Origin of the sequence: Burkholderia sp. WP42 (assembly GCF_000745665.1) — a bacterium.
Lineage (GTDB): Bacteria > Pseudomonadota > Gammaproteobacteria > Burkholderiales > Burkholderiaceae > Burkholderia > Burkholderia vietnamiensis.
The window spans coordinates 269,661-291,698 of the sequence record NZ_JQJT01000006.1; the positions used below are offsets into that span (position 1 = coordinate 269,661).

Sequence of the window (22,038 nt, forward strand, 5' to 3'; positions counted from 1 at the left end):
GAACGAATCGCGCAGACGACGGGCAGCAAAATCGCATCGGCAATTTCGAGCAAGAGCGGCGCCGGCATCGACGCCGGACCGAGTTTCGCCGGCGACAGTCTCGGTGGGGGCCAGCAAAATGCGACGGCCGGCACTACCACGAACGACGAGGTAGCCGCGTTCGTGAACAGGCAACGCCCAACGCAAGACGATGCTTAGAAAGTGCACCGACCGGCGGCAATCTTCCTGGACGACGAAGGCCCTAGCCTCGACGTTCCCTTGTTCATTACGAAGACCAACGCTCGCGACCTATTCGGCCTTCGTCCCGGTGAGACGTTAGCCCAAGCAGTAGCGCGCAAGGCGTCGGAGGGCTAGATGCGTAGTTGGTTGACACTTGAGGGACCAGGCCTTGGCACTTACCACGGGTGCAAGTGCCCCGTCCCACCAGCGAGTCGCAACAGGAACCAAACAGGGCCCTACATCCCTCATCTGTCAACAACCCGAAGATGCGGACTTTATTCTTCAACTGCCGGCGTGGCAGCAGGGATTACAAGCAATAGTTCGGATTCGTCCACCAAGTTGAACGTCGGTCGCTTGCCGGATAGCCGCTCGCTGCTATCCAGGATGATCTGCACGCCCTCGCCACGCTTGTCCATCATCGCACTACGCCCACTCAGGTCTCGCTCATTGTCAGGCACCGAGCACTTGGCAAGCAGGCTTGTAATTGCCTCGTTACGAGCCGCTTGCCGATATGGCAGACTTTCCACTGTCATCGTATTTGGAATGGCTCCCGGTGAATAAAGCTCAAGTCGGTCTGAGAACAAGCGCAGCCTGATCTTCGCGCCATGAATAGAGTAGTCTCGGTGTGCAACCGCATTAACTAGCGCCTCGAATACCGCCGTCATGTCGTACTGGGGAAGGTCATGACGCCCCTCCTGCTTGCTTGCAAACACTTGCATATTCTTCTTGACGAAATGACAAGCTGTCAGGACCTGCGCGTCGAGCGGACCAGTGATATCTTGGGCGTCGAGTTGGTAGGCCGCATCGCCCTGCGGCAGCACCTCGGTTCCGCGATACGCCACGGCCTGAATGAATGCGTTGGGTAGCCAGTGACGTGGATCTGCGCTTGCCATCAAAACGCCTGCGACCGTGGGGCGTATCGCGCCGTCCGCATCCGGTCGGGCCATGGCGAGCTTGTCCAGCAAGACCTCGCGACGGTCCTGAACACGAGCGCTGGCAAAGCGCTGCCAGAGTTCAGTTGTCAAGTCATCTAAGGTGGCGCCGGGCACTGGCTGCTCGTCGAAGCGAATGATGCGAGCCTGGCTACGCTGCTGGAACAAGCGAGCCAAATAGTCGGGAGCCATCTCTCGTTTGGCGCTGCCTACACGATGCAGATATCCCCCTGGGCTACGATGCACAAATAGGCTGCTTGGCACCTCGATCTTCAATACCGGCAGTTGCTCTCCCGTGTTGCTCGGCAAAGTCAAACGCTCGATCACCGGTGCTAGCGGAGGATTAATGCTGTCCACGCACAGTTCCCGAACGAAGTGCTCTACCAAGTCTAAGCGCTCCAGTGGAATGCCTAGAACCTCTCGCGCGTCATCTACGCCGAGGACACATACGCCACCACGGCTGTTTGCAAACGCCGCTAGTTCATCTGCCATGGCATCACGATGAGGAGCCGTCACTCTCTGGCCAGCAAAGCGCACCTCTTTGAGTTCAAGGAAAGAGTCTTCGCCAAGGCGGATTTTTTCGAGCAATTCGGCAGCGTTGTCGAACATTTCATACCTCCCTTCCCAAACGTTGATAGCGACGCTCAAACGCCTCCTTGCCACCTTCCATCACCTGGCAAACTTCATCGCGCATCGTCTGGTCTTGCAGAGAGCCAGTTTGCTTGACGAAGCACTGGTTATTGAAGTCCAACACATGGATCAACTCGGCGTCGCCATTCACGACGATGTTCGGGTTGTGGGTCACGATGATGAGTTGCCGACGTAGCTTGTTCGAGCGGATTTGTTGAACCACCAATCCGTAGATCAGATGGTTGTCTAGATCGTCCTCGGGCTGGTCCAACACGAGTGGTTCGCTACCATGAGCCAGCAAGAAGGCGAGCATGGCAGCAGCGCGCTGACCCGCTGATGCCTGACCGATGGACTGAAAGTCACGGCCGTCCCCCTTACGGCTGTACTCGACTTGCAAACCGTCCTCGGGAAACCAGCACAGGATATGATCCAGGAACTCCGGTCGCTTGTCCGCCTCGGCCTTCAAGTACTTGTTGAACCAGCTACCGAAGTCACCTTGGCCCCGGCACGCCTTCGCAAGACGCTTCTTCATTTCTTGGATAGCACTCTCAAATACAGGGGTATCCCATTCGCCGGCCTTTTCAGTAAGTTCCGTTGGTAGCAAAAGGTCGGCTACCAGCCCTTTCGCCGGCGCCCCCCCTTCTGCTTCTTGGTAGAGATCATCCGTGTACTTACCTTCGGCCGCGCCCAGCAAATCTCTAAGCGAGCGCTCGATTGCACGCGCATCCCGGCTGTACGGAATAAGTGCCATCCGCACGTATGGGTTGCCTTCGAGAGAGGATTTCAGAAAATCATCGCGACGGGTGCTGATCGCCTTTCGGGCAGACTTGACTTCCTGCAGCTGGATTTGTGCCTTTTCTTTGAGCGCATCTCGCTGTTTTTGCAATGCGTCCAAGCGCTTGACCTCGTTTTCCAGCCGCTGCTTCTCCTGCACAAGACGCCCGTATTCGCTCGGGTCATTCACCCCTTGCTGCTGCAAATCCGTCTTCAGCTTGTCGTACGCCGACTTGGCGCCCGCCACTTGCTTCGCCCAACTGGAGCCTTCCAGTTCAGCATTGAATGCGCGGCTCTGCTCATCCAATTGCGTAGCAGCACGTTCAACTTCTGTCCGGGCCTTGCTGATCGCCGCCTGAAGCTTCTGTACGACCTGCAGAGCCGAGTCATCAGTAGTCGCATCGAACAAACCTTCGGGTAAGTCTTCTGCCAGCAGCTCTTGGGCAAAACCCTTCAAGCGTCTTGCCAACTCGGCGGCATTTTGAAATTGGCGCTCCAACTCTCGGCTCTGCCGATTGGTCCGCTGGAAATTTTTCAACACTGCCGCATGATCCGCTCCTTCGAATCGGGCCAGCTTGCGCTGAATATCTTGCAGGCTGAGATTCAGGGTATCGCGGCCTTGCAGCTTGCCATCGAGCTCGCGCGTTTGTGCGCGCGTCGCCAAGAAGCTACGCTTCGCCTCGTCGAAAGCTGCTTGCTGTGCACTTGTACCGGCCGCATCGTCGATAACCTTTAACAAAGCCTGTTGGCTGTCACCGGCAAGTGCCGCGATTTGCCCTTGGCTGAACAAACGGATCGGAAAACGCTGATCGTTGATGACCTGGCTGTGCGAAGGCTTGAATTCCTTTAGCGAGTCATCCCACTCCTCGACCACATGTCCTTGGCCATCTTGCCGCCAAATCAGGCGGTAGGACGTACCGTCCCGACTAACAAGGACGCAAATCTGCGTTTCAGCGCGCAAGCCACCTTCGTCATTACGGTTCCTCGCGGCCTTATTGAATCGAGCGAAGGTCTGACCAGCCTCTGAGCTTGGCGCCAGTTCCTTCTCGCGCCGGTAAGCGAGCCGCAATGCGTGTACGACCGTTGACTTTCCCGTACCACGCCCGCCGATCAGCGCATTGAAATAGGGGTTGAGCGCTATCATGGCCGGCTTACCGCGCCCCATAAATCGGGCGTCTGAAATCTCGATGGATTCGATAAAATGCTCGGGTTTGTCGAAAGGAGCGAAACCGTCACCATCGTCGCTGCGGCGGACTGACACCCCGTGTTGACCGTCCAGCAAAGCAAGACGCAAGCCTTCCAAGCTGGGCCTAGCCATCTTGACCCATGTATAGCGAGAGCCCGGAACGGCTGCGCCCTGAAAAGTGTGGCAATCGCTGCCGACGACCTTAGCAAACGAGAGCTTGAGCTCGTCTAGAACCATTGGCGCCAAGTGGGCCTGATCGCACCACTCCAAGGCAAGGATGCCGGGCTCCTGTAGCACCTGCTTCACCGTGGTCGGGTCGAGTTTGCATTTGCGCGTTCCTGGCTGGATCTGGAGCAAACCTTTGTCACTGTCGACATGAGCCGGTATCGCGACTCCGCCAGCCGCCAAAACTTCTTCGACGACTTTCGCGGCCCCTTCGCGGGTTACACCATCACTGTCGCCTCGCGTGCCGTCGTAACGCACGACCGCCAATAAGTCGCTGACTGTTTGGCTGCTGACAGATGGGTCAAAGATTGCCAGCAAATGGAAGCCACCCTGCACCGAGATTTCCACGCCAGGGAAGAGATGTAGTTCCCGGAATCCAACCGGAGCAGTTCCGGCATCCGCTTCACTCTTCATCCGCGTGTAGGTCGACAACAGCCTGTCGATCCACTCGCCGCTGTTGTGGTCTGTCACGGCCACACAGTCGATCTCAGCTCCCATGTACTTGAGCAGCCATTTCTCCGGCGTCATCTCATCCGGCGTGCCGATGGCCCGTTGCCATGCGTCTGTGTCTTTGGACGCCGGCGTATGCGTGTGGAAATCAAACTTCCACCACCGGGCGCCGGGATAAGCCCAGTTCTGAGTCATGAAGATTCCTCGTTTTTTGCCATCACTCTTCCGCTTGCGCCGTCAATATTCGCAAGAGAGCTTGTACTTCTGCATGGAAAACGCTGGCATCAAACTCGCCTAGCTCGCATGTGAAGCCCCTCCCTTTACCGAGTCGTTGTCTTTTCGATCGAGTTTCAGGTTGTGGGCCCGTGCATAGTCGAGGACCAGAATTTCAATCATCGAAGCTACCGAGCGTCGCTCGCGCTCGGCCGCCATGCGGAGCAATTGCTTGATGTCGGCAGAGGTACGGATGGAAAGGCTTTCATCCTTCAGGCGTGACATGGCGTGATCTCATCAATGAGGCAAGCAAATGTACTGCCTTTCGCTTTAATTTGCCAGTACAAGAAGCCGCAGCGTTTTGGCGACGCGCGAGGTGCATCGAGATACGGGTGCAGGCTCTATACCGCACCATCCCAACGAATGGTGGGGACTCTTCGTCGCTCTGCTCCGCCTGAGGAGCGGAAGCGGCGATCTGATCGCGAACCATCGGCAGTGCATCAGCGGTGCGATGCTCAGTTTTTCCCAGCTTCGATAAACTACGGTAAACTACTGACGGCAAACAACTTTTGATTGCGGTCGTTTACGGTCGAATTCTCTTAGTTTTCAGCAACTTACCGCGTCACACGCCGAATCATAATCCGCAGGTCCGGGGTTCGAGTCCCTGATTCGCCACCAAATGCGAAAAGCCGCTGTTCCTTTCGGAACAGCGGCTTTTTTCATTGCGCGCTACCGCCCCACCCGCATCCCCGCGCCGCCCACCACCATCACGGCGAGCGCGTCCCGCGCATCAAACCACCACCGCCCCCCTCTGCACCTCCGTCCCTCCGGCCCGCCCCTTCCCGCGCCAGTTCTCCCCGCCCTCCAGCGACGGCGTCGCCTCGAACAGCTCCGCGATCCAGTCAGCGAACACGCGTACCTTCTGCGACAGATGCCGGTTGTGCGGATAAACGATCGAGATCGGCTTGGGCTTCGGATTGCACTCGGGCAGCACCTCGACCAGCGAGCCGTCGCGCAGATGCGGCAGCACCATGAACAGCGTCGGCTGGATCATCCCGAACCCTTCGAGGCCGCTCGTCACGTACGCATCCGAATCGTTCACGGTGACGGTGCCGGCCATCCGCACCTCGACCGGCTTGCCGTCGATCATGAACACCCACGGAATCGGACGCGCGCCGTGGCTCGCCCGGAAATTCACCGCATGATGGTCGGCCAGATCGGCGATCTCCTGCGGCTCGCCATGACGCGCCAGATAGTCGGGCGACGCGCAGGTCACGCGCTTGAGCATGCCGATCCGTCGCGCGACCATCGACGAATCCTCCAGCGGACCGACGCGGATCATGCAGTCGATCCCCTCCTCCACCGGATCCACATAGCGGTCGGAGAGCCCGAGATCGAGCGCGATGTCGGGAAAGCGCTGCCGAAAGATCGACAGCGACGGCAACACCACACGCCGCCCGAGCGAGTTCGGCATATGCACGCGCAGCACGCCGCTCGGCTTGCGGTTGCCGGTCTGGAAGCTCGCGTCGACTTCGGCGATCTCCGCGATGATCTTCATGCAGTGCTCGTAGTACGCCGCACCTTCCGGCGTCAGCGACAGCCGGCGCGTCGTCCGATGCATCAGGCGCACGCCGAGCAGCGCCTCGAGATTCTGGATGATCGTCGTCACCGACGCGCGCGGCATCGCGAGCGTGTCCGCCGCGCGCGTGAAGCTGTTCGCGTCGACCACGCGGGTGAAAACTTCCATTGCCTGAATGCGGTCCATGCTGCGCCCCTGTACGAATCGCCAACAGGGCAGAATAGAGCGCCCACCGGCCGCGGCACAAGCCCCGGCCCATTGTTCTGCAAGCCCGAACAGTACGCGCCGCCTCGGCCTCAAAGTGCGCGACTTCCATGCGATTGCCTCGCATCGCACCCGACCACATCCGGTAATCGCATCGCGAGCATCCCGCCTCGCCCCATCACCGCACGAAGCGCTCCCGATACCCCTGCGGCGACACACCGAGCACACGCACGAAACTGCGCCGCAGCGTCTCCTCCGACCCGAAGCCGCAGCGCGTGGCGATCCGCTTGATCGGCCAGTCGGTCTCGCCAAGCAGCCGTTGCGCCGCTTCGATCCGGATCTGTTCCACCGCCCGCGCGGGCGTGCGGCCGGTGCCCGCGCGATAGTGACGCACGAAGCTGCGCTCGCTCATGCTGACGCGCTCGGCAAGCGCGGGCACCGACAGATCGGCCGCGAGGTGTTCGGCGATCCACGCATGCAGTTCGCCGAAGCGGTCGTCGGTGCGCTGCATCGACAACATCGCGCTGAACTGCGCCTGCCCGCCCGGCCGCTTCAGGAACACGACGAGTTCGCGCGCGGCGTCGAGTGCGATCGCGCGCCCGAGGTCCTCTTCGACGAGCGCAAGCGCGAGATCGATGCCGGCCGTCACGCCGGCCGACGTCCACAGCGCGCCGTCGCGGATGAAGATCGGATCGGGCTCGACGCGCACGTTCGGATAGCGCGCGGCGAATTCGTCGCAACGCGCCCAGTGCGTGACGGCGCGCCGCCCGTCGAGCAGGCCGGCCTCCGCCAGCAGGAACGCACCGGTGCATACGGACGCGACGCGTCGCGCGTGCTGCGCCTGCCGGCGCACCCAGCGCACCGTGCGCGCATCCCGCGACGCCGCATGCACGCCCTTGCCGCCGGCGACGATCACCGTATCCGGCCGTCCGGCCGAGCGCAGCGAATCGGCCATCACGACGAGCCCGGCGGACGTCTCCACCGGCCCGCCATCGGCCGCCACGACGCGCGGCGCGTAGGGCGCCGGTTGCCCGCGCTCCTGCGCGAGTTCGTTGACCGACGCGAACACCTGCAACGGCCCGCTCACATCCAGCAACTGCGCACGAGGGAACGCGAGGACGACGATCGAACGGGGAGCGGCATGCATGGCGATTGGCTGAAAACGTGGGCGATATGGCAATTTCGCCAAACACTACGCGCCTAGAATCGATCTGTCCATCGTGCGCCGGCAGCGGCGCTTGTCCTTCTCTTCCGGAGTGTTCGCATGACCCTGCATATCGGCCTTCTCGTGTTTCCGGGCGTCCAGCAACTCGATCTCACCGGCCCGCACGACGTGCTGGCGTCACTGCCCGATGCGGCCGTCCATCTGGTCTGGAAATCGCGCGACACCGTCGCATCGAGCAGCGGCCTCGCGCTCGCGCCGACCTGCACGTTCGACGATTGCCCGCCGCTCGACGTGATCTGCGTGCCGGGCGGGATCGGCATCAACGAGTTGCTGCTCGATGCGCAGACGATCGCGTTCGTGCGCCAACGCGCGGCCACCGCGCGCTACGTCACGTCGGTGTGCACCGGCGCGCTGCTGCTCGGCGTGGCGGGCTTGCTGAAAGGCCGCCGCGCGACGACGCACTGGGCGTTTCACTCGTTGCTCGAGCCGCTCGGCGCGGTGCCCGTGCGCGAGCGCGTGGTGCGCGACGGCAATCTGATCACCGGCGGCGGCGTGACGGCCGGCATCGATTTCGCGTTGACGATCGCGGCCGAACTCGCCGGCGTCGAAGAAGCGCAGTCGATTCAACTCGCGCTCGAATATGCGCCGGCGCCGCCGTTCGACGCGGGCTCGCCGGATACCGCGCCGGCGTCGGTCCTCGAGCGCGTGACGCAGCGCTCGGCGGCCGGCCTCGAAAAACGCCGGCAGACGATCGACGCGGCATTGCGCGCGATGGCGCGATAGTGCGATAACGCGTCGAATCCACGACGTCCTGATCCGAGGCCGCACGGCCTCGTCGCTCCCTGCGAAATTCCAACCGCACCTGCGAACCCGTCGATGAACATCATCCGCAGCACGACCTTCACCGCTGCGCGCCCGTGGGGCGCGCTCGACATCGCGAACCTGAACGGCATCACGGTCCGGCTGCACTGGACCGATCGGCCGTATCGCTGGCACGTGAACGACGGCGAAGAAGTATTCGCCGTGCTCGACGGCCGCGTCGAGATGCGCTATCGCGAAGCCGGCATCGAACGCGCGACGGTGCTCGAAACGGGCGACCTGTTCCACGCGACGATCGGCACCGAGCACGTCGCGCATCCGCTCGGCGAAGCGCGCATCCTCGTGATCGAATCCGCAGGCAGCGTTTGACCGCGCGCGCCACGCCGGTTCGTCGGTCGCGGCTGGCCGGTTCAGATTGCGACGTGCCGCCACGGCGAGCGCATTCGCACGCAGCGTGCTGTAACACGCACGCGCGCTGCACCGAACACCCATCACCGGCGCCGCGTTCGCGCCGCCGCGCGCTCGCTCAGAAGAACAACGATACGCACAGCGCCGCGCCGCACAGATACGTACCGAACGCGCCGGTGAAGCGCACCGGATTGGGTCTGGCCATCGTCGGCCAGACAATCAATCCGACCACCAGCAGGCAGCGGCACACGGTCGCCGCGACGATCAGCGACAGGATCGCGCGAGACGGCGCATGCGCGCCGACATACAGGAACAGCACCGCGAGGAACGGCGCGTATTCGGCCGTGTTGCCGTGCGCGCGCACGACCTTGTGCAACCGGTCGGTCGGATCGGGCAGACATCCCGAACCCGTGGTGTGAAGAAAGCGCGACACCGACACGACGAGCCCGAGCCCGAACAACAGCAGCCCGAGAATCGCCGTACAAAAGAGCGCGACGGGATGGATCGACATGGTGGTCCTCGCCAATGCGGGCACGGCGGCACGGCGCCGCGGTCCGCCGATCGTACCGCAGCGGCGCCGCGCCACCCTTGCCGCAACCCGTAGTACCGTCGCGCGGCAACGGGATCGAACCCGATTTGTCGCCCGCGCCCCACGCACGGACGCGGTGCAGCGCGCCCGGCCGACGGCCCGCGCCGGGCACGTGCGTTGCATCCGCGCATCTCGGTAGTGAACACCCTTGGCAGCCCGCTGCGGAGGACTACACTAGTCCTTTATGAGGTGCGGCCGGAGCCTGCGCCTTCAGGGAGACGCCGCCATGAATCGGCCGCTGAATCGCATCCTGCCGCGCATGACCGGGAGTGCATCGGTCTGGACGTGGGTCAAGTGGTCTTTGCTGGCCGCGCTGCTGATCGCGATCGCGATCGTCGCCCGGCTGGTGATAACCGAGATCCAGACGTCGCGCCTGCAAGCGCACTACCTGTCGGAACTCACCCGCGACCTCAGCTACACGGTCGAGGCCGGCCCGAGCGACCACATCCGCTTCCCCGCCAACGGCCCGTACGACGAGCGCCTCGGCTACTCGATGATTCCCGCGTTTCAGCAACGGCTGCTCGCCCGCGGCTTCGTCGTCGGCAAGCAGGCCCGCGACTCGCAGCGGATGCTGTCGCTCGCCGATCGCGGGCTGTTCCTCCCGTATGAAGAGAAGGACCAGTCCGGGCTGATGCTGTTCGATTCGACCGGCGCGCCGCTGTTCGCGACCGTGTTCCCGCAACGCGTGTACGCAGATTTCGACGCGGTGCCGCGCGTGGTCGCCGACGCGCTGATGTTCATCGAGGATCGTTATCTGCTCGACCCGAACCAGCCGAACCGCAACCCGGCGATCGACTGGGGCCGCTTCAGCCGCGCGCTGGCGGACCAGGCGATGCACGTGGTCAACCGTCATCAGGCGCGCCCGGGCGGCAGCACGCTCGCGACGCAGATCGAGAAGTTCCGCCATTCGCCCGACGGCCGCACCGCGACGCCGCCCGAGAAGCTGCGGCAGATCGCGTCTGCGTCGGTGCTCGCGTACCTGAACGGCCCGCAGACGATGCTCGCGCGCCGCGCGATCCTGGTGCGCTATCTGAATTCGGTGCCGCTCGCGGCGCGCGCGCACGTGGGCGAAATCACCGGCATCGGCGACGGCCTCGCCGCGTGGTACGGCCGCGACTTCAACGACGTGAACCGGATCCTGTCCGCGCCGACCACCGGCGACAACGTCGACGCACAGGGCAAGGCGTTCCGCGAGGTGCTATCGCTGATCATCGCGCAACGCGCACCGTCGTTCTTCCTGAATCGCGGCTATCCGGCGCTGCAGAAGCTGACCGACAGCTACCTGAGGCTGCTCGCGAACGGCGGCGTGATCTCGCCCGCGCTGCGCGATGCGGCGCTCGCCGCGTCGATCGAGCGCAGCGCGCCGCCGCCGGCCGCGCGCGTGCGGTCGTTCGTGTCGCGCAAGGCGGTGTCGTCGGCGCGCGCGTCGCTGTTGTCCGCGCTCGGCATCAGCGACCTGTACCAGCTCGATCAGCTCGACCTCGAAGCGACCAGCACGCTCGACAACGGCGTGCAGCAGGCGGTCGCCGAACGCCTCGCGCAGGCGTCGACGCGCGACGGCGCGCAGGCCGCCGGCCTGTACGGCTTCGAGATGCTCGCGCCGAAGGACGATCCGTCACACCTGACGTACAGCTTCACGCTGTACGAGCATCGCAACGGCGCGAACCTGCTGCGCGTGCAGACCGACAGCGTGAACCAGCCGTTCGACGTGAATCGCGGCGGCCGCATCAACCTCGGCTCGACGGCGAAGCTGCGCACGCTGATCACCTACCTGCAGATCGTGACCGAGCTGCATGCGCGCTACGGCGGCCTGTCGAACGCGCAGCTCGCGCAGGTGAAGCTCGATTCGCTCGACGGCTTGTCGCGCTGGGCCGTCGACTACCTGTCGCATACGCGCGAGCGCTCGCTGCAGGCGATGCTCGACGCGGCGGTCGAGCGCAAGTATTCGGCGAGCCCCGACGTGTTCTACACGGGCGGCGGCGCGCAGGTGTTCTCGAACTTCGAGAAGTCCGACAACGGCCGCATCCTCACGCTGCATACGGCGTTCGAGCATTCGGTGAACCTCGTGTTCGTGCGGCTGATGCGCGACATCGTGCACTACGAGATGCTGAAGGCGGCCGGCCCGTCGTCGTCGTGGCTCGGCGACCCCGAGCAGCGCAAGCACTACCTCGCGCAATTCGTCGACGGCGAAAGCAAGGTCTACGTGAAGCGCTACTACACCCGCTATGCGGGCAAGGCGCCCGACGACGCGCTCGCGCTGATGTTGCGCGACGTGCGCAAGTCGCCGGCGAAGATCGCGACGGTGCTGCGCAGCGTCGCGCCGAACGAGCCGCGCGCGTGGTTCGATGCGCAGATGCGCGCGCAGTTGAAGGGCACGCCGGCCGCGACGCTGTCCGACGACGATCTCGCCGCGCTCTACGCGAAGTACGCGATCGACCGCTTCAACCTGAACGACCGCGGCTACATCGCGAGCGTCCATCCGCTCGCGCTGTGGACGCTCAACTATCTGCGCGCGCACCCGAACGCCTCGCTCGGTGACGTGCAGCGCGACAGCCGCGACGCACGCGTCTACACCTACTCGTGGCTCTACAAGACGCGCTACCACGCGACCCAGGACCGGCGCATCCGCCACATGGTCGAGCTGCGCGCGTACGAAGAGATCACGAAGGCGTGGCGCGCGCTCGGCTACCCGTTCGCCGAAGTCACGCCGTCGTACGCGGCCGCGATCGGGGCATCGGGCGACCAGCCCGACGCGCTCGCGAAGCTGATCGGGCTGATCGCGAACGGCGGCCAAAACGCGCCGACCGAGACGATCACGCGCCTCGATTTCGCTAAGGGCACGCCGTACGAAACCCGCTTCGTGCGCGCGGCCGCGCAACCGCAGCCGTTGCTGCCGCCGGAGATCGTCAACGTGGCGCACACGCTGCTGCGCGACGTGGTGCTGAACGGTACGGCACGGCGCCTCGCGGGCGGCTTCACGCTACCCGACGGCAAGACGCTCGAGGTGTACGGCAAGACGGGGACGGGCGACCAGCGCTTCAACGTGTACGCACGCGGCGCGCGGCTGATCGAATCGCGCAAGGTCAACCGCAGCGGCACGTTCGTGTTCGTGCTGGGCGACCGCTTCTTCGGCGTGCTGACCGCGACCGCGCACGAGCCGTACGCGGCGCGCTACGACTTCACGAGCGCGATGGCCGTGCAACTGCTGAAGTCGATGGCGCCGGCGCTCGCGCCGCTGATCGAGCGGCCCGTGACGGCCGGCACGCGGACGGCCGGCGACGCACCGCAGGCCGAAACGCCGCAGCCGCTACCGTCGTGACGGCCGCGGCGCGTCGCGCGCCGGTGCCGAGCTGCGCCGCGCGCTTCAACGCGAGCGGCCGTCGTAATGCGTGACCGGCAGCACGTCGGGATCGACATCCTCGAGACACCGCACGTTGATGCAGACCATCTCGGTGCCGTTCGGATGCGTGGCCTCGGCGAAGGTGTGGATCCCGCAGCGCTTGCAGAAGCGATGCCGGATCGTGTGCTGGTTGAACGTATAGGTGGCGAGGTTGTCGTCGGGCGTCGAGAACGTGACGTGAGCGCGCGGCACGAACCACAACAGCGCGCCCTTGCGCCGGCAGATCGAGCAATTGCAGGCCATTACGCCCTGCAGGTCGCCTTGGGCGTCGAACTTCACGTCGCCGCAATGACAGCTTCCGCGATACAGCATGGTGATCTCCGAAGCGGCACCGGCGCATCGACGCATGACGGCGGGACGCCGTCACGCGGATGCGCTCGAGCGAGCACAGTAGCGCGCCGCCGCGCCGGCCGCAACGTACTGCGAGCCGCCGCGACGTCAATCGCGGCAGCCGCGACGAACGCGTCACATGACCGCGCCGACCGGCATTCCGCTCGCGACGAATCGGTCTGAACGCAGCGCGCGCAGCCGCCGACGGCGCGCCGGCGCGACCGCCCCGGCCGTCACGAGCGCTCGATGCGCGCGCGCGTCACCGCGAGCAGCGCGGCCATCGCGCGACGGGCGCCGTCCTCGTCGCGCCCGCGAATCGCATCGCTGACGGCCGTATGCTCGGCGAGCGACGCGTTGAACACGTGAGCGCGCCGCGCGTTCAGATGCAGCTGCGCCTCCAGCGTGCGGTCGATCAGCGCGCCGAGCGGCACCAGCAGCTCGTTGCCGCCGGCCTCGAGCACGCTCATGTGAAAGCGCAGGTCGGCGCGCACCCATTCGTCGACGTTGCGCGCCGCCGCCATCGCGCGCACCGCCGCCTCGATCGCGTCGAACCCGCCCGGCCCGTGCGCGCGGGCGGCCAGCGCGGCCGCATGCGGCTCGATCATCTCGCGCATCTCCTGCAGCTTCAGCGCGAACGCGATCGGCGGCGCGACACGCGCGTACCAGTCGAGCAGGTCGGCATCGAGCAGGTTCCATGCGCGACGCGGCCGCACGCGCGTGCCGACCTTCGGCCGCGATTCGACCAGCCCCTTCGACGTCAGCGTGCGCAGCGCCTCGCGCAACACCGTGCGGCTCACGCCGAACATCTCCATCAGGTCCGCCTCGCGCGGCAGCAGCGATTCGGGCGGATAGTCGCCGCGCAGGATCGCCGTCGCAAGCCGGAACGCCGTCTGTCCATGCAGGTCGCGTTGAATGATCGTTCTCCGTTGGGCGGGCAATGCGACGACTGCCCACTATCTGCACAATAGTGCTATTAATACTATTTTTTAGCACGCTACGCTAGGATCACCGTCATGTATTCGGCCGGCACCGCAATCGCACGGCGCGCCGGCCTCCTTCGGAGACTCGCGACATGAAAATCACCCGCCTCGAAACCTTCGTCGTCCCGCCGCGCTGGCTGTTCCTCAAGATCGAAACCGACGAAGGGATCGTCGGCTGGGGCGAGCCGATCGTCGAAGGACGCGCGCACACGGTCGAGGCCGCGGTGCAGGAACTCGCCGATTACCTGATCGGCAAGGACCCGCTGCTGATCGAGGATCACTGGCAGGTGATGTATCGCGCCGGGTTCTACCGCGGCGGCCCGATCACGATGAGTGCGATCGCCGGCGTCGATCAGGCGCTGTGGGACATCAAGGGCAAGCATCACGGCGTGCCCGTGCACGCGCTGCTCGGCGGCCAGGTGCGCGAGCGCATCAAGGTGTATTCGTGGATCGGCGGCGACCGCCCGAGCGACGTCGCCAACAACGCGCGCGCGGTCGTCGAGCGCGGCTTCAAGGCGGTGAAGATGAACGGCTCGGAAGAGCTGCAGATCGTCGACACCTACGACAAGGTCGAGCAGGTGATCGCGAACGTCGCGGCGGTGCGCGACGCGGTCGGCCCGCACGTCGGGATCGGCGTCGACTTCCACGGCCGCGTGCACAAGCCGATGGCGAAGGTGCTCGCGAAGGAGCTGGATCCGTACAAGCTGATGTTCATCGAGGAGCCGGTGCTGTCGGAGAACGCCGAAGCGCTGCGCGACATCGTGAACCAGACCAACACGCCGATCGCGCTCGGCGAGCGGCTCTACTCGCGCTGGGACTTCAAGCACATCCTCGCGGGCGGTTACGTCGACATCATCCAGCCCGACGCGTCGCACGCGGGCGGCATCACCGAATGCCGCAAGATCGCGACGCTCGCGGAAAGCTACGACGTCGCGCTCGCGCTGCACTGCCCGCTCGGCCCGATCGCGCTGGCCGCGTGCCTGCAGCTCGATGCGGTCAGCTACAACGCGTTCATCCAGGAACAGAGCCTCGGCATCCATTACAACCAGGGCAACGACCTGCTCGACTATCTGCGCAATCCCGAGGTGTTCCGCTACGACGACGGCTTCGTCGCGATCCCGCAAGGGCCGGGGCTCGGCATCGACGTCAACGAGGAGAAGGTGCGCGAAATGGCGAAGACGGGCCACCGCTGGCGCAACCCGGTATGGCGCCACAGCGACGGCAGCGTCGCCGAGTGGTGAAGCAAGGCGGCACTCGCGGCGCGGTGCGCCCGCCGCGAGCCGCATGCGAGACGGCCGCCCGAACGGGCGGCCGTCGTTGCATCTGCGCCGTGCGCGGGCCGCGCGCGCCGCTGCGCCGAACTGCGGTCAGCCCAGCGCCGCAAAGCCCGGCACGCTGAACGACAGCACCGCGGCCGCGACGAACACGCCGATCATCAGCAGCGCCTCGAGATGCAGGATGTTGCGGAACGTATGCGCGTCTTCGGTCGACGCGGTGCGGCGCAGCCGCGGCAACGCGGAGAAGCGGTTCAGGCCGCCGAGCACCAGCGCGAGCGCGACCAGCAGCAGCTTGAGCAGCAGCACGCGCCCCCACGTGCTGCCGTCGAGCGGCGCGAGCGAGCCGCCGAGCCCGCGCAGCGCGTTGAGCACGCCGGTGCCGAGCACGAACACCACCGCGATCGTCGACGTGCGCGACAGCTGCTGGCCGATCCGGATCAGCGCGCCGCGCGCGACCGACGAGCCGAGCGTCGGCAGCACCGCGAGCCCGCCCGCCAGCACGAGGCCGCCCCACACCGCGGTCGCGAGCAGATGCAGCGTCTGCACGCCGACCGCCGCCGACAGCGCGCCCGTGTCGGCCGCATGGCCGAGCGACGCCTTGCCGGCCGCGATCGCGATGACGGCGAGCCACAGCACCGCGTGCGCGAGCGGGCCGTCCGGTTTGGCAAGCGCGACGATCGCCAGCACGACGGCGCCCGCGAACGCCACGCTCCACGCGAAGCCGACGTGGGTCTGCGCGAGCACCTTCGGCAGCGCGCCGAATGCGCCGCCGAGCCCCGTGCCGCTCATCGACGCGGCCTCGTACAGCAGCCAGCCGAGATCGGCGAGCACGAGCGCCAGCGCGGCCGCGACGAGCGAATGTTGCGCGCGCAGCCATGCGGGGTGCGACGGCGCGACGACCGGCCGCGCGCCGTCCTTGCCGAGCCACGCCTTGAGCAGCGCCGAGCCGGCCGCCATCGCGAAGGTCGCGTCCATCAACGCCGCCAGCGCGACCTGCCCGATCCACAGACTGTCGAACCTCGTCATGCGCGACCTCCGCGAAACGGGCTGCGGGCGATACGGCTGCGAGTGCAACGACAGGGAGAAGACGGCAACGGCACGGTAACGAACGTCATCGATGAATCCGGAAACGGGAGAAATGACTGGATCAGCGGCGGAGGCGGCGCCGCGCGACCCGCGAGTGTACGGTCTTCGACGGCCAACGCGCACGCCGGTTCAGACTGCGACCATATAAAGCGCGTCAAATTGTCGCAAGTCGCAAACAGGCAGGAACCGACGTCCTTTTGCCAAATAGCCGTCATTACCCATCGGTGATAGAATGCCGCGTCGCAGCAGCCCGGCTGTCCTGCCGTCCATGCGCCGAGCCGATCGTAGCCCGGACAGGTCCCCGACGAATAAACATGGAGTCTCGTGTGTCTTCAAGACGCCTCTTCCGTCCGCTGCTCGCCGTTCTGTTGATCGGCGGCGCGGGCCTTACGAGCGCTGCCCAAGCGCAGACCAAGCCCACGGAGCAAGCGCACGCGCAGCAGGCGCCGCTCAAGGCACCCGATACGATGGCCGAGCGCGTGCGCGGCTGTACCGCATGCCACGGCGTCCACGGCCAGGGCACCGACAACGACTACTTCCCGCGGCTTGCCGGCAAGCCGGCCGAGTACCTGTACAACCAGCTCGTCAACTTCCGTGACGGCCGGCGCAAGTACCCGCCGATGAACTACCTGCTGACGTACCTGAACGACGACTACCTGAAAGAGATCGCCGAGCACTTCTCGGCCGAGCGTCCGCCGTACCCGACGCCGGCCAAGCCGACGCTGCCGGCCGCCACGCTCGCGCGCGGCAAGCAGCTCGTGATGCAAGGCGATCCGTCGCGCAAGCTGCCGGCCTGCGTGGCCTGCCACGGCGCGGGCCTGACCGGCATGCAGCCGGCGATCCCGGGTCTCGTCGGTCTGCACGCCGATTACCTGAGCGCACAGCTCGGCGCATGGCGCTCGGGCAACCGTCGCGCGAAGGCGCCCGACTGCATGCACGAGATCGCGTCGAAGCTGTCCGACGAAGACGTGACGGCCGTGACCGCGTGGCTCGCCGCACAACCGGCGCCCGCCAACCCCGTGCCGGCTCCGGCGCGTTCGATGAAGACTCCGCTCGCCTGCGGCAGCGAACCGCAATAAGGCAAGGGAGACAGACACAATGAAACGCAAGTCCCTGTTTGCACTCTCGGCTGTCGCGATCGTCGCGGCTGCCGCTCTCGTGCCCGTCCTGTGGCCCGGCAACGATACGCTGCACGGCGCTGCCGCCGTCGCCGCCACGCCGGCCGACCAGGCCGCGCTGATCAAGAAGGGCGAATACCTCGCGCGCGTCGGCGACTGTATCGCGTGCCACACGGTGCGCGGCGGCAAGCCGTTCGCCGGCGGCCTGCCGATGGCGACGCCGTTCGGCACGATGTACACGCCGAACATCACGCCGGACGACAAGGACGGCATCGGCAAGTGGACGTCGGACGACTTCTATCGCGCGATGCACACCGGCCGTTCGAAGGACGGCAGCCTGCTCTACCCCGGCTTCCCGTTCGCGAGCTACACGAAGGTCACGCGTGCCGATTCGGACGCGATCTACGCGTACCTGCGCTCGGTCGCGCCGGTGTCGGTGCCGAGCCGTCCGCACGAACTGAAGTTCCCGTTCAACAACCGCAACCTGCTGATCGGCTGGCGCACGCTGTTCTTCAAGGAAGGCGAATACAAGCCGGATCCGACCAAGTCGGTCGAATGGAATCGCGGCGCCTACCTCGTCGAAGGCCTCGGCCACTGCTCGATGTGCCACACGTCGATCAACATGATGGGCGGCCCGGTGAACTCCGCGGCGTTCGCCGGCGGCCTGATCCCGCTGCAGAACTGGTACGCGCCGTCGCTGACGAACGACAAGGAACTCGGCCTCGGCGACTGGCACGTGCAGGAGCTGTCCGACCTGCTGCAGGCCGGCGTGTCGCACCAGGGCGCGGTGTTCGGCCCGATGGCCGACGTCGTGCACAACAGCCTTCAGTACATGACCGACGAAGATACGCGCGCGATGTCGACGTACCTGAAGTCGATCCCGCAGAAGGCTGAAGCGCCGAAGAACATGCAATACGAGCCGTCGAAGCAGTTCGGCAACGCGCTGTTCGACCAGGGCAAGAAGATCTACGCCGACAACTGCGCGACCTGCCACGCCGAAAACGGCGCGGGCAAGCCGCCGGCCTATCCGCCGCTCGCGGGCAATCATTCGATCGTGATGGAATCGGCAGTCAACCCGATCCGCATGGTGCTGAATGGCGGCTATCCGCCGAGCACGTTCAAGAATCCGCGTCCGTACGGGATGCCGCCGTTCGCGCAATCGCTGTCGAACCAGGAAGTCGCGGCGGTCGTCACGTATATCCGGATGTCGTGGGGCAACAACGGTACGCCGATCTCGCCGCAACAGGTGAGCGACCTGCGTTCCGCGCCGCTTGACTAAATAACGCGCGACACAGACGGGGGCGCGGCTGCGGGAAACCGCAGCCGCGCCCCTTTGCTTTTGGCGACGTCACTTCCCCGCGCTGGCCGCGCGAGGCGTCGCCGATCATAAAACTCAAGAGTGGTATCTATGTCTTTCGAATCTCTCGGCCTGGCCGAACCGCTCGTCAAGGCGGTCAACGAGCTCGGCTACACGTCGCCGACCCCGATCCAGCAGCAGGCGATCCCCGCCGTCCTCGGCGGCGGCGACCTGCTCGCCGGCGCACAAACCGGCACCGGCAAGACCGCCGGCTTCACGCTGCCGATCCTGCAGCGGCTGCATACGTTCTACACCGAGCATCGCGGCGCGAAGCGCGCGGTGCGCGCGCTGATCCTCACGCCGACGCGCGAACTCGCCGCCCAGGTCGAGGAAAGCGTGCGCGCGTACAGCAAGTACGTGAAGCTGCGCTCGACCGTGATGTTCGGCGGCGTCAGCATCAATCCGCAGATCGATGCGCTCAAGCGCGGCGTCGACATCGTCGTCGCGACGCCGGGCCGTCTGCTCGACCACATGCAGCAGAAGACGATCGACCTGTCGGATCTCGACATCCTCGTGCTCGACGAAGCGGACCGGATGCTCGACATGGGCTTCATCCACGACATCAAGCGCGTGCTCGCGAAGCTGCCGCCGCGGCGTCAGAACCTGCTGTTCTCGGCGACCTTCTCCGACGAGATCAAGGCGCTCGCCGACAGCCTGCTCGATTCGCCGGCGCTGATCGAAGTCGCACGCCGCAACACGACCGCGGAAACCGTCGCGCAGAAGATCCACCCGGTCGATCGCGATCGCAAGCGCGAGCTGCTCACGCATCTGATCCGCGAGCACAACTGGTTCCAGGTGCTCGTGTTCACGCGCACCAAGCACGGCGCGAACCGGCTCGCCGAGCAGTTGACGAAGGACGGCATCAGCGCGATGGCGATCCACGGCAACAAGAGCCAGTCGGCCCGCACGCGCGCGCTGGCCGAGTTCAAGAACAACACGCTGCAGGTGCTCGTCGCGACCGACATCGCCGCGCGCGGGATCGACATCGACCAGTTGCCGCACGTCGTCAACTTCGACCTGCCGAACGTGCCGGAAGACTACGTGCACCGCATCGGCCGCACGGGCCGCGCGGGCGCGACCGGCGAAGCGGTGTCGCTGGTGTGCGTCGACGAGAAGCAGTTGCTGCGCGACATCGAGCGGCTGATCAAGCGCGAGATTCCGCAGGAAGTGATCGCGGGCTTCGAACCCGATCCGAACGTCAAGCCGGAGCCGATCCAGCAGCGTCGCGGCCAGCAGCCGCGCGGCGGCGGCAACGGTGGCGGCGGTGGCGGCGGCGGTGGGAATCGTCAGCCGCGTGCGGGCGGCTCAGGCCAGGCCGGCGCGAAGCGCGACGCCAACGCGCAGCCGAAGGCCGCGAAGGCGGCCAAGCCGCGCGCGGCCGGCGGTGCGAGCGGTAACGCCAACGGCGGCGGCCGCCCGGCCGGCGGCGGCAACGGCGCACGTCCCGCCAACGGCAATGCCGCGCACCCGAACCGCAACCGTTCGTCGCGCAGCGGCCAGCGCGGTCACTGAAGCCGCGCGGCCGCGCGCCGCAGGTGCTCGATCTGGCGTTGCCAGCGCGCGAGCACCTCGGCGCGCGTCTCCCCTTCCAGCGCGAACGTGACACCCGTCGCGAGACGCGCATAGCCGACCCGCTGCGCATCGCCGTGTGCGATCGTCGCAGCGAATCCGCGCAAGCCGCCGACATCCGCGTCGAGCGGTTCGATACTCAGTTGTGCCTGAAAGAACGCGCCGTCGGCGACGAGCGTCAGCGCGGCCGCGCGCCGCTGCGCGAGCGCGCGCGCCGCACGCGATTGCGGCCATAGCGCGAGCAGCAGCGTGTGTGCGTCGCGTGCGAAGATCTCGCCCGCGCTCAGCAGCGTCGTGCGCAGCTGGCCGTCGTCGGTCGCGACGAGCAGCGACGCCGCAACGTCGGCATGGCGCTCGAGCGCGGTGCCGTCGAACAGCGAGACGACGGCCGGTGGCCACGCGTCGAACGTCCATTGTTCGAGCGCGTGGCGATGGGTATCGGTCATGATGGCGGGCCCGGTGGAAAGCGAAACACGAGGCGACAGCATACGCGCGACGGGCCGCGCCGGGGGCTCAGCGCATGAACACGTGCCGCGTGATCTTGGTGAGCGGATAGTGGACGCTCGGCTGGATCTTCGCGGGCAGGTCGAGCGGCTTGAGCAGCATCTTCACGCACATGTCGGCCGACAGATTGCGCCGCACGAGCGAGCTGATGCGTGCGGCGCGCTCGCGGTTGTACTGATCGTCGCCGACGCGATCGGGATAGCGCACCGCGAACACGTGGCGCAGCGCGATCTCGGAGTCCTCGTTCTTGATCTCCATCACGCGGCGCATCAGCGCACCGAGCACCGCGAGCCGGCCGTTTCCTTCGAGCTTGTTGTACTTCTTGAAGAACTTGAAGAAGTGCTTGTAGTGGCGCACTTCGTCCGAGCGGATGTTGTCGGTGATTTCCTTCAGCACGGGCTCGTCCGAGCATTCGTTGATCGCGCGATAGAGCGTGGCCGTGCCCGTCTCGACGACGCAGCGCGCGACCATCTCGAGCGCGCGGGTTTTCTCGAACGCGTCGACCGAGCAAGTCTTCGAATACTCGGCGAAGAAATTCGCGAACGCGGTATCCCAGTCGAACTCGGGCCACACGTGCGCGATGTACGCCTTCAGCGCGCGCCCGTGCTGCAATTCTTCGTGCTCCCACGCACTGTTGAGCCACGCGGATACTTCCGGATCGTCGTTGAAGAACTCGCTCAGATTGCTCGTGTAGAGATCCGAGCCGCTTTCGATGAACGACGACGCGCACAACAGCAGCAGCAGATCCTCGTTCGCGGCGGCACGCTGACGATCGATCCGGTTCAGATCGATGTCCTCGATACGCCACGGCATGACATGCGTCGTTTCAGTAGGCATGGTGTTGCGCTCCCAGTCGTCGCGCGGCGCGCCGGCCCTTCCCTTCGGCACCGGCCCGGCGCCCGCAGGCGACGTTTTGCTTGCATTTATAGTGACTTGGTCCGGCCGAACCATCCTGGCATCTTAGCCGGAGATTTATGTTCGTGCTTCAACCACTGACCGTACCCGGCGCGCGCAGTTCCACCCG

18 protein-coding genes and 1 tRNA gene are annotated in these 22,038 nt (G+C 65.5%); 8 read left to right on the forward strand and 11 right to left on the reverse strand.

All coding sequences use genetic code 11. The features are described 5' to 3' along the window. Positions 1–494: 494 nt before the first annotated feature. The 3 genes from EX20_RS03465 to EX20_RS03475 form a co-directional block, all read right to left on the reverse strand. Positions 495–1,760, reverse strand: coding sequence for an ATP-binding protein (locus EX20_RS03465; protein WP_034192678.1), 1,266 nt, complete (start codon positions 1,758–1,760; stop codon positions 495–497). Between the two features lies 1 nt (position 1,761). Further along, positions 1,762–4,611: a TrlF family AAA-like ATPase gene (locus EX20_RS03470; RefSeq protein WP_034192679.1), complete on the reverse strand. Its 2,850-nt coding sequence runs from the start codon at positions 4,609–4,611 to the stop codon at positions 1,762–1,764. 99 nt (positions 4,612–4,710) lie between these two features. Continuing rightward, entirely contained in the window at positions 4,711–4,914 is a 204-nt protein-coding gene (locus tag EX20_RS03475) for a hypothetical protein (RefSeq protein ID WP_034192680.1), read from the reverse strand. Between the two features lie 303 nt (positions 4,915–5,217). Here EX20_RS03475 and EX20_RS31685 point away from each other — a divergent pair. Further along, positions 5,218–5,307, forward strand: a tRNA-Ser gene (locus EX20_RS31685). 112 nt (positions 5,308–5,419) lie between these two features. Here EX20_RS31685 and EX20_RS03480 read toward each other — a convergent pair. After that, entirely contained in the window at positions 5,420–6,394 is a 975-nt protein-coding gene (locus tag EX20_RS03480) for a LysR family transcriptional regulator (protein WP_011885933.1), read from the reverse strand. Positions 6,395–6,590: 196 nt separating this feature from the next. Further along, positions 6,591–7,559, reverse strand: a complete 969-nt coding sequence (locus tag EX20_RS03485) for a GlxA family transcriptional regulator (RefSeq protein ID WP_011885934.1) — start codon at positions 7,557–7,559, stop codon at positions 6,591–6,593. Positions 7,560–7,676: 117 nt separating this feature from the next. On the opposite strand from EX20_RS03485, the gene EX20_RS03490 reads away from it, so the two are divergent. Together EX20_RS03490 and EX20_RS03495 are read left to right on the forward strand one after the other, a co-directional pair. Continuing rightward, a complete protein-coding gene (locus tag EX20_RS03490) occupies positions 7,677–8,360 on the forward strand; it encodes a DJ-1/PfpI family protein (protein ID WP_034192681.1) in 684 nt (227 codons plus the stop codon). 93 nt (positions 8,361–8,453) lie between these two features. After that, positions 8,454–8,765, forward strand: a complete 312-nt coding sequence (locus tag EX20_RS03495) for a cupin domain-containing protein (RefSeq protein ID WP_034192682.1) — start codon at positions 8,454–8,456, stop codon at positions 8,763–8,765. Positions 8,766–8,922: 157 nt separating this feature from the next. Here EX20_RS03495 and EX20_RS03500 read toward each other — a convergent pair whose 3' ends face one another. Then, positions 8,923–9,315, reverse strand: coding sequence for an MAPEG family protein (locus EX20_RS03500; RefSeq protein ID WP_011885937.1), 393 nt, complete (start codon positions 9,313–9,315; stop codon positions 8,923–8,925). Between the two features lie 304 nt (positions 9,316–9,619). Between EX20_RS03500 and EX20_RS03505 the strand changes: the two genes are divergently transcribed. Further along, positions 9,620–12,712, forward strand: coding sequence for a biosynthetic peptidoglycan transglycosylase (locus EX20_RS03505; protein WP_034192683.1), 3,093 nt, complete (start codon positions 9,620–9,622; stop codon positions 12,710–12,712). 45 nt (positions 12,713–12,757) lie between these two features. Here EX20_RS03505 and EX20_RS03510 read toward each other — a convergent pair whose 3' ends face one another. Both EX20_RS03510 and EX20_RS03515 read right to left on the reverse strand, forming a co-directional pair. Next, positions 12,758–13,105: a GFA family protein gene (locus EX20_RS03510; RefSeq protein ID WP_011885939.1), complete on the reverse strand. Its 348-nt coding sequence runs from the start codon at positions 13,103–13,105 to the stop codon at positions 12,758–12,760. Positions 13,106–13,356: 251 nt separating this feature from the next. Next, the gene (locus EX20_RS03515; RefSeq protein ID WP_011885940.1) at positions 13,357–14,061 is read right to left on the reverse strand and encodes a FadR/GntR family transcriptional regulator; all 705 of its coding nucleotides are present in this window, start codon (positions 14,059–14,061) and stop codon (positions 13,357–13,359) included. A 134-nt stretch (positions 14,062–14,195) separates the two neighbouring features. On the opposite strand from EX20_RS03515, the gene dgoD reads away from it, so the two are divergent. Then, a complete protein-coding gene (dgoD, locus tag EX20_RS03520) occupies positions 14,196–15,344 on the forward strand; it encodes a galactonate dehydratase (RefSeq protein WP_011885941.1) in 1,149 nt (382 codons plus the stop codon). 126 nt (positions 15,345–15,470) lie between these two features. Here dgoD and EX20_RS03525 read toward each other — a convergent pair whose 3' ends face one another. After that, on the reverse strand, positions 15,471–16,406 hold the full coding sequence (locus tag EX20_RS03525) for a copper resistance D family protein (protein WP_014723592.1): 936 nt from the start codon (positions 16,404–16,406) through the stop codon (positions 15,471–15,473). Positions 16,407–16,780: 374 nt separating this feature from the next. Here EX20_RS03525 and EX20_RS03530 point away from each other — a divergent pair, with 374 nt between their 5' ends. From EX20_RS03530 to EX20_RS03540, 3 genes are all read left to right on the forward strand, one after another. Continuing rightward, positions 16,781–17,545, forward strand: a complete 765-nt coding sequence (locus EX20_RS03530; protein ID WP_034192684.1) for a c-type cytochrome — start codon at positions 16,781–16,783, stop codon at positions 17,543–17,545. 19 nt (positions 17,546–17,564) lie between these two features. After that, on the forward strand, positions 17,565–18,863 hold the full coding sequence (locus EX20_RS03535) for a c-type cytochrome (protein WP_014723593.1): 1,299 nt from the start codon (positions 17,565–17,567) through the stop codon (positions 18,861–18,863). Positions 18,864–18,992: 129 nt separating this feature from the next. Continuing rightward, the gene (locus EX20_RS03540) at positions 18,993–20,453 is read left to right on the forward strand and encodes a DEAD/DEAH box helicase (protein ID WP_011885945.1); all 1,461 of its coding nucleotides are present in this window, start codon (positions 18,993–18,995) and stop codon (positions 20,451–20,453) included. On the opposite strand, the gene EX20_RS03545 is transcribed toward EX20_RS03540, so the two are convergent. Both EX20_RS03545 and EX20_RS03550 read right to left on the reverse strand, forming a co-directional pair. Then, positions 20,447–20,956 carry a hypothetical protein gene (locus EX20_RS03545; RefSeq protein ID WP_034192685.1) on the reverse strand — a complete coding sequence of 170 codons (510 nt, stop codon included), beginning with the start codon at positions 20,954–20,956 and terminating at the stop codon, positions 20,447–20,449. The two genes, EX20_RS03540 and EX20_RS03545, sit on opposite strands and share 7 nt — an antisense overlap. Before the next feature lie 67 nt (positions 20,957–21,023). Continuing rightward, positions 21,024–21,851: a ferritin-like domain-containing protein gene (locus EX20_RS03550; protein WP_034192713.1), complete on the reverse strand. Its 828-nt coding sequence runs from the start codon at positions 21,849–21,851 to the stop codon at positions 21,024–21,026. Between the last annotated feature and the right edge of the window lie 187 nt (positions 21,852–22,038).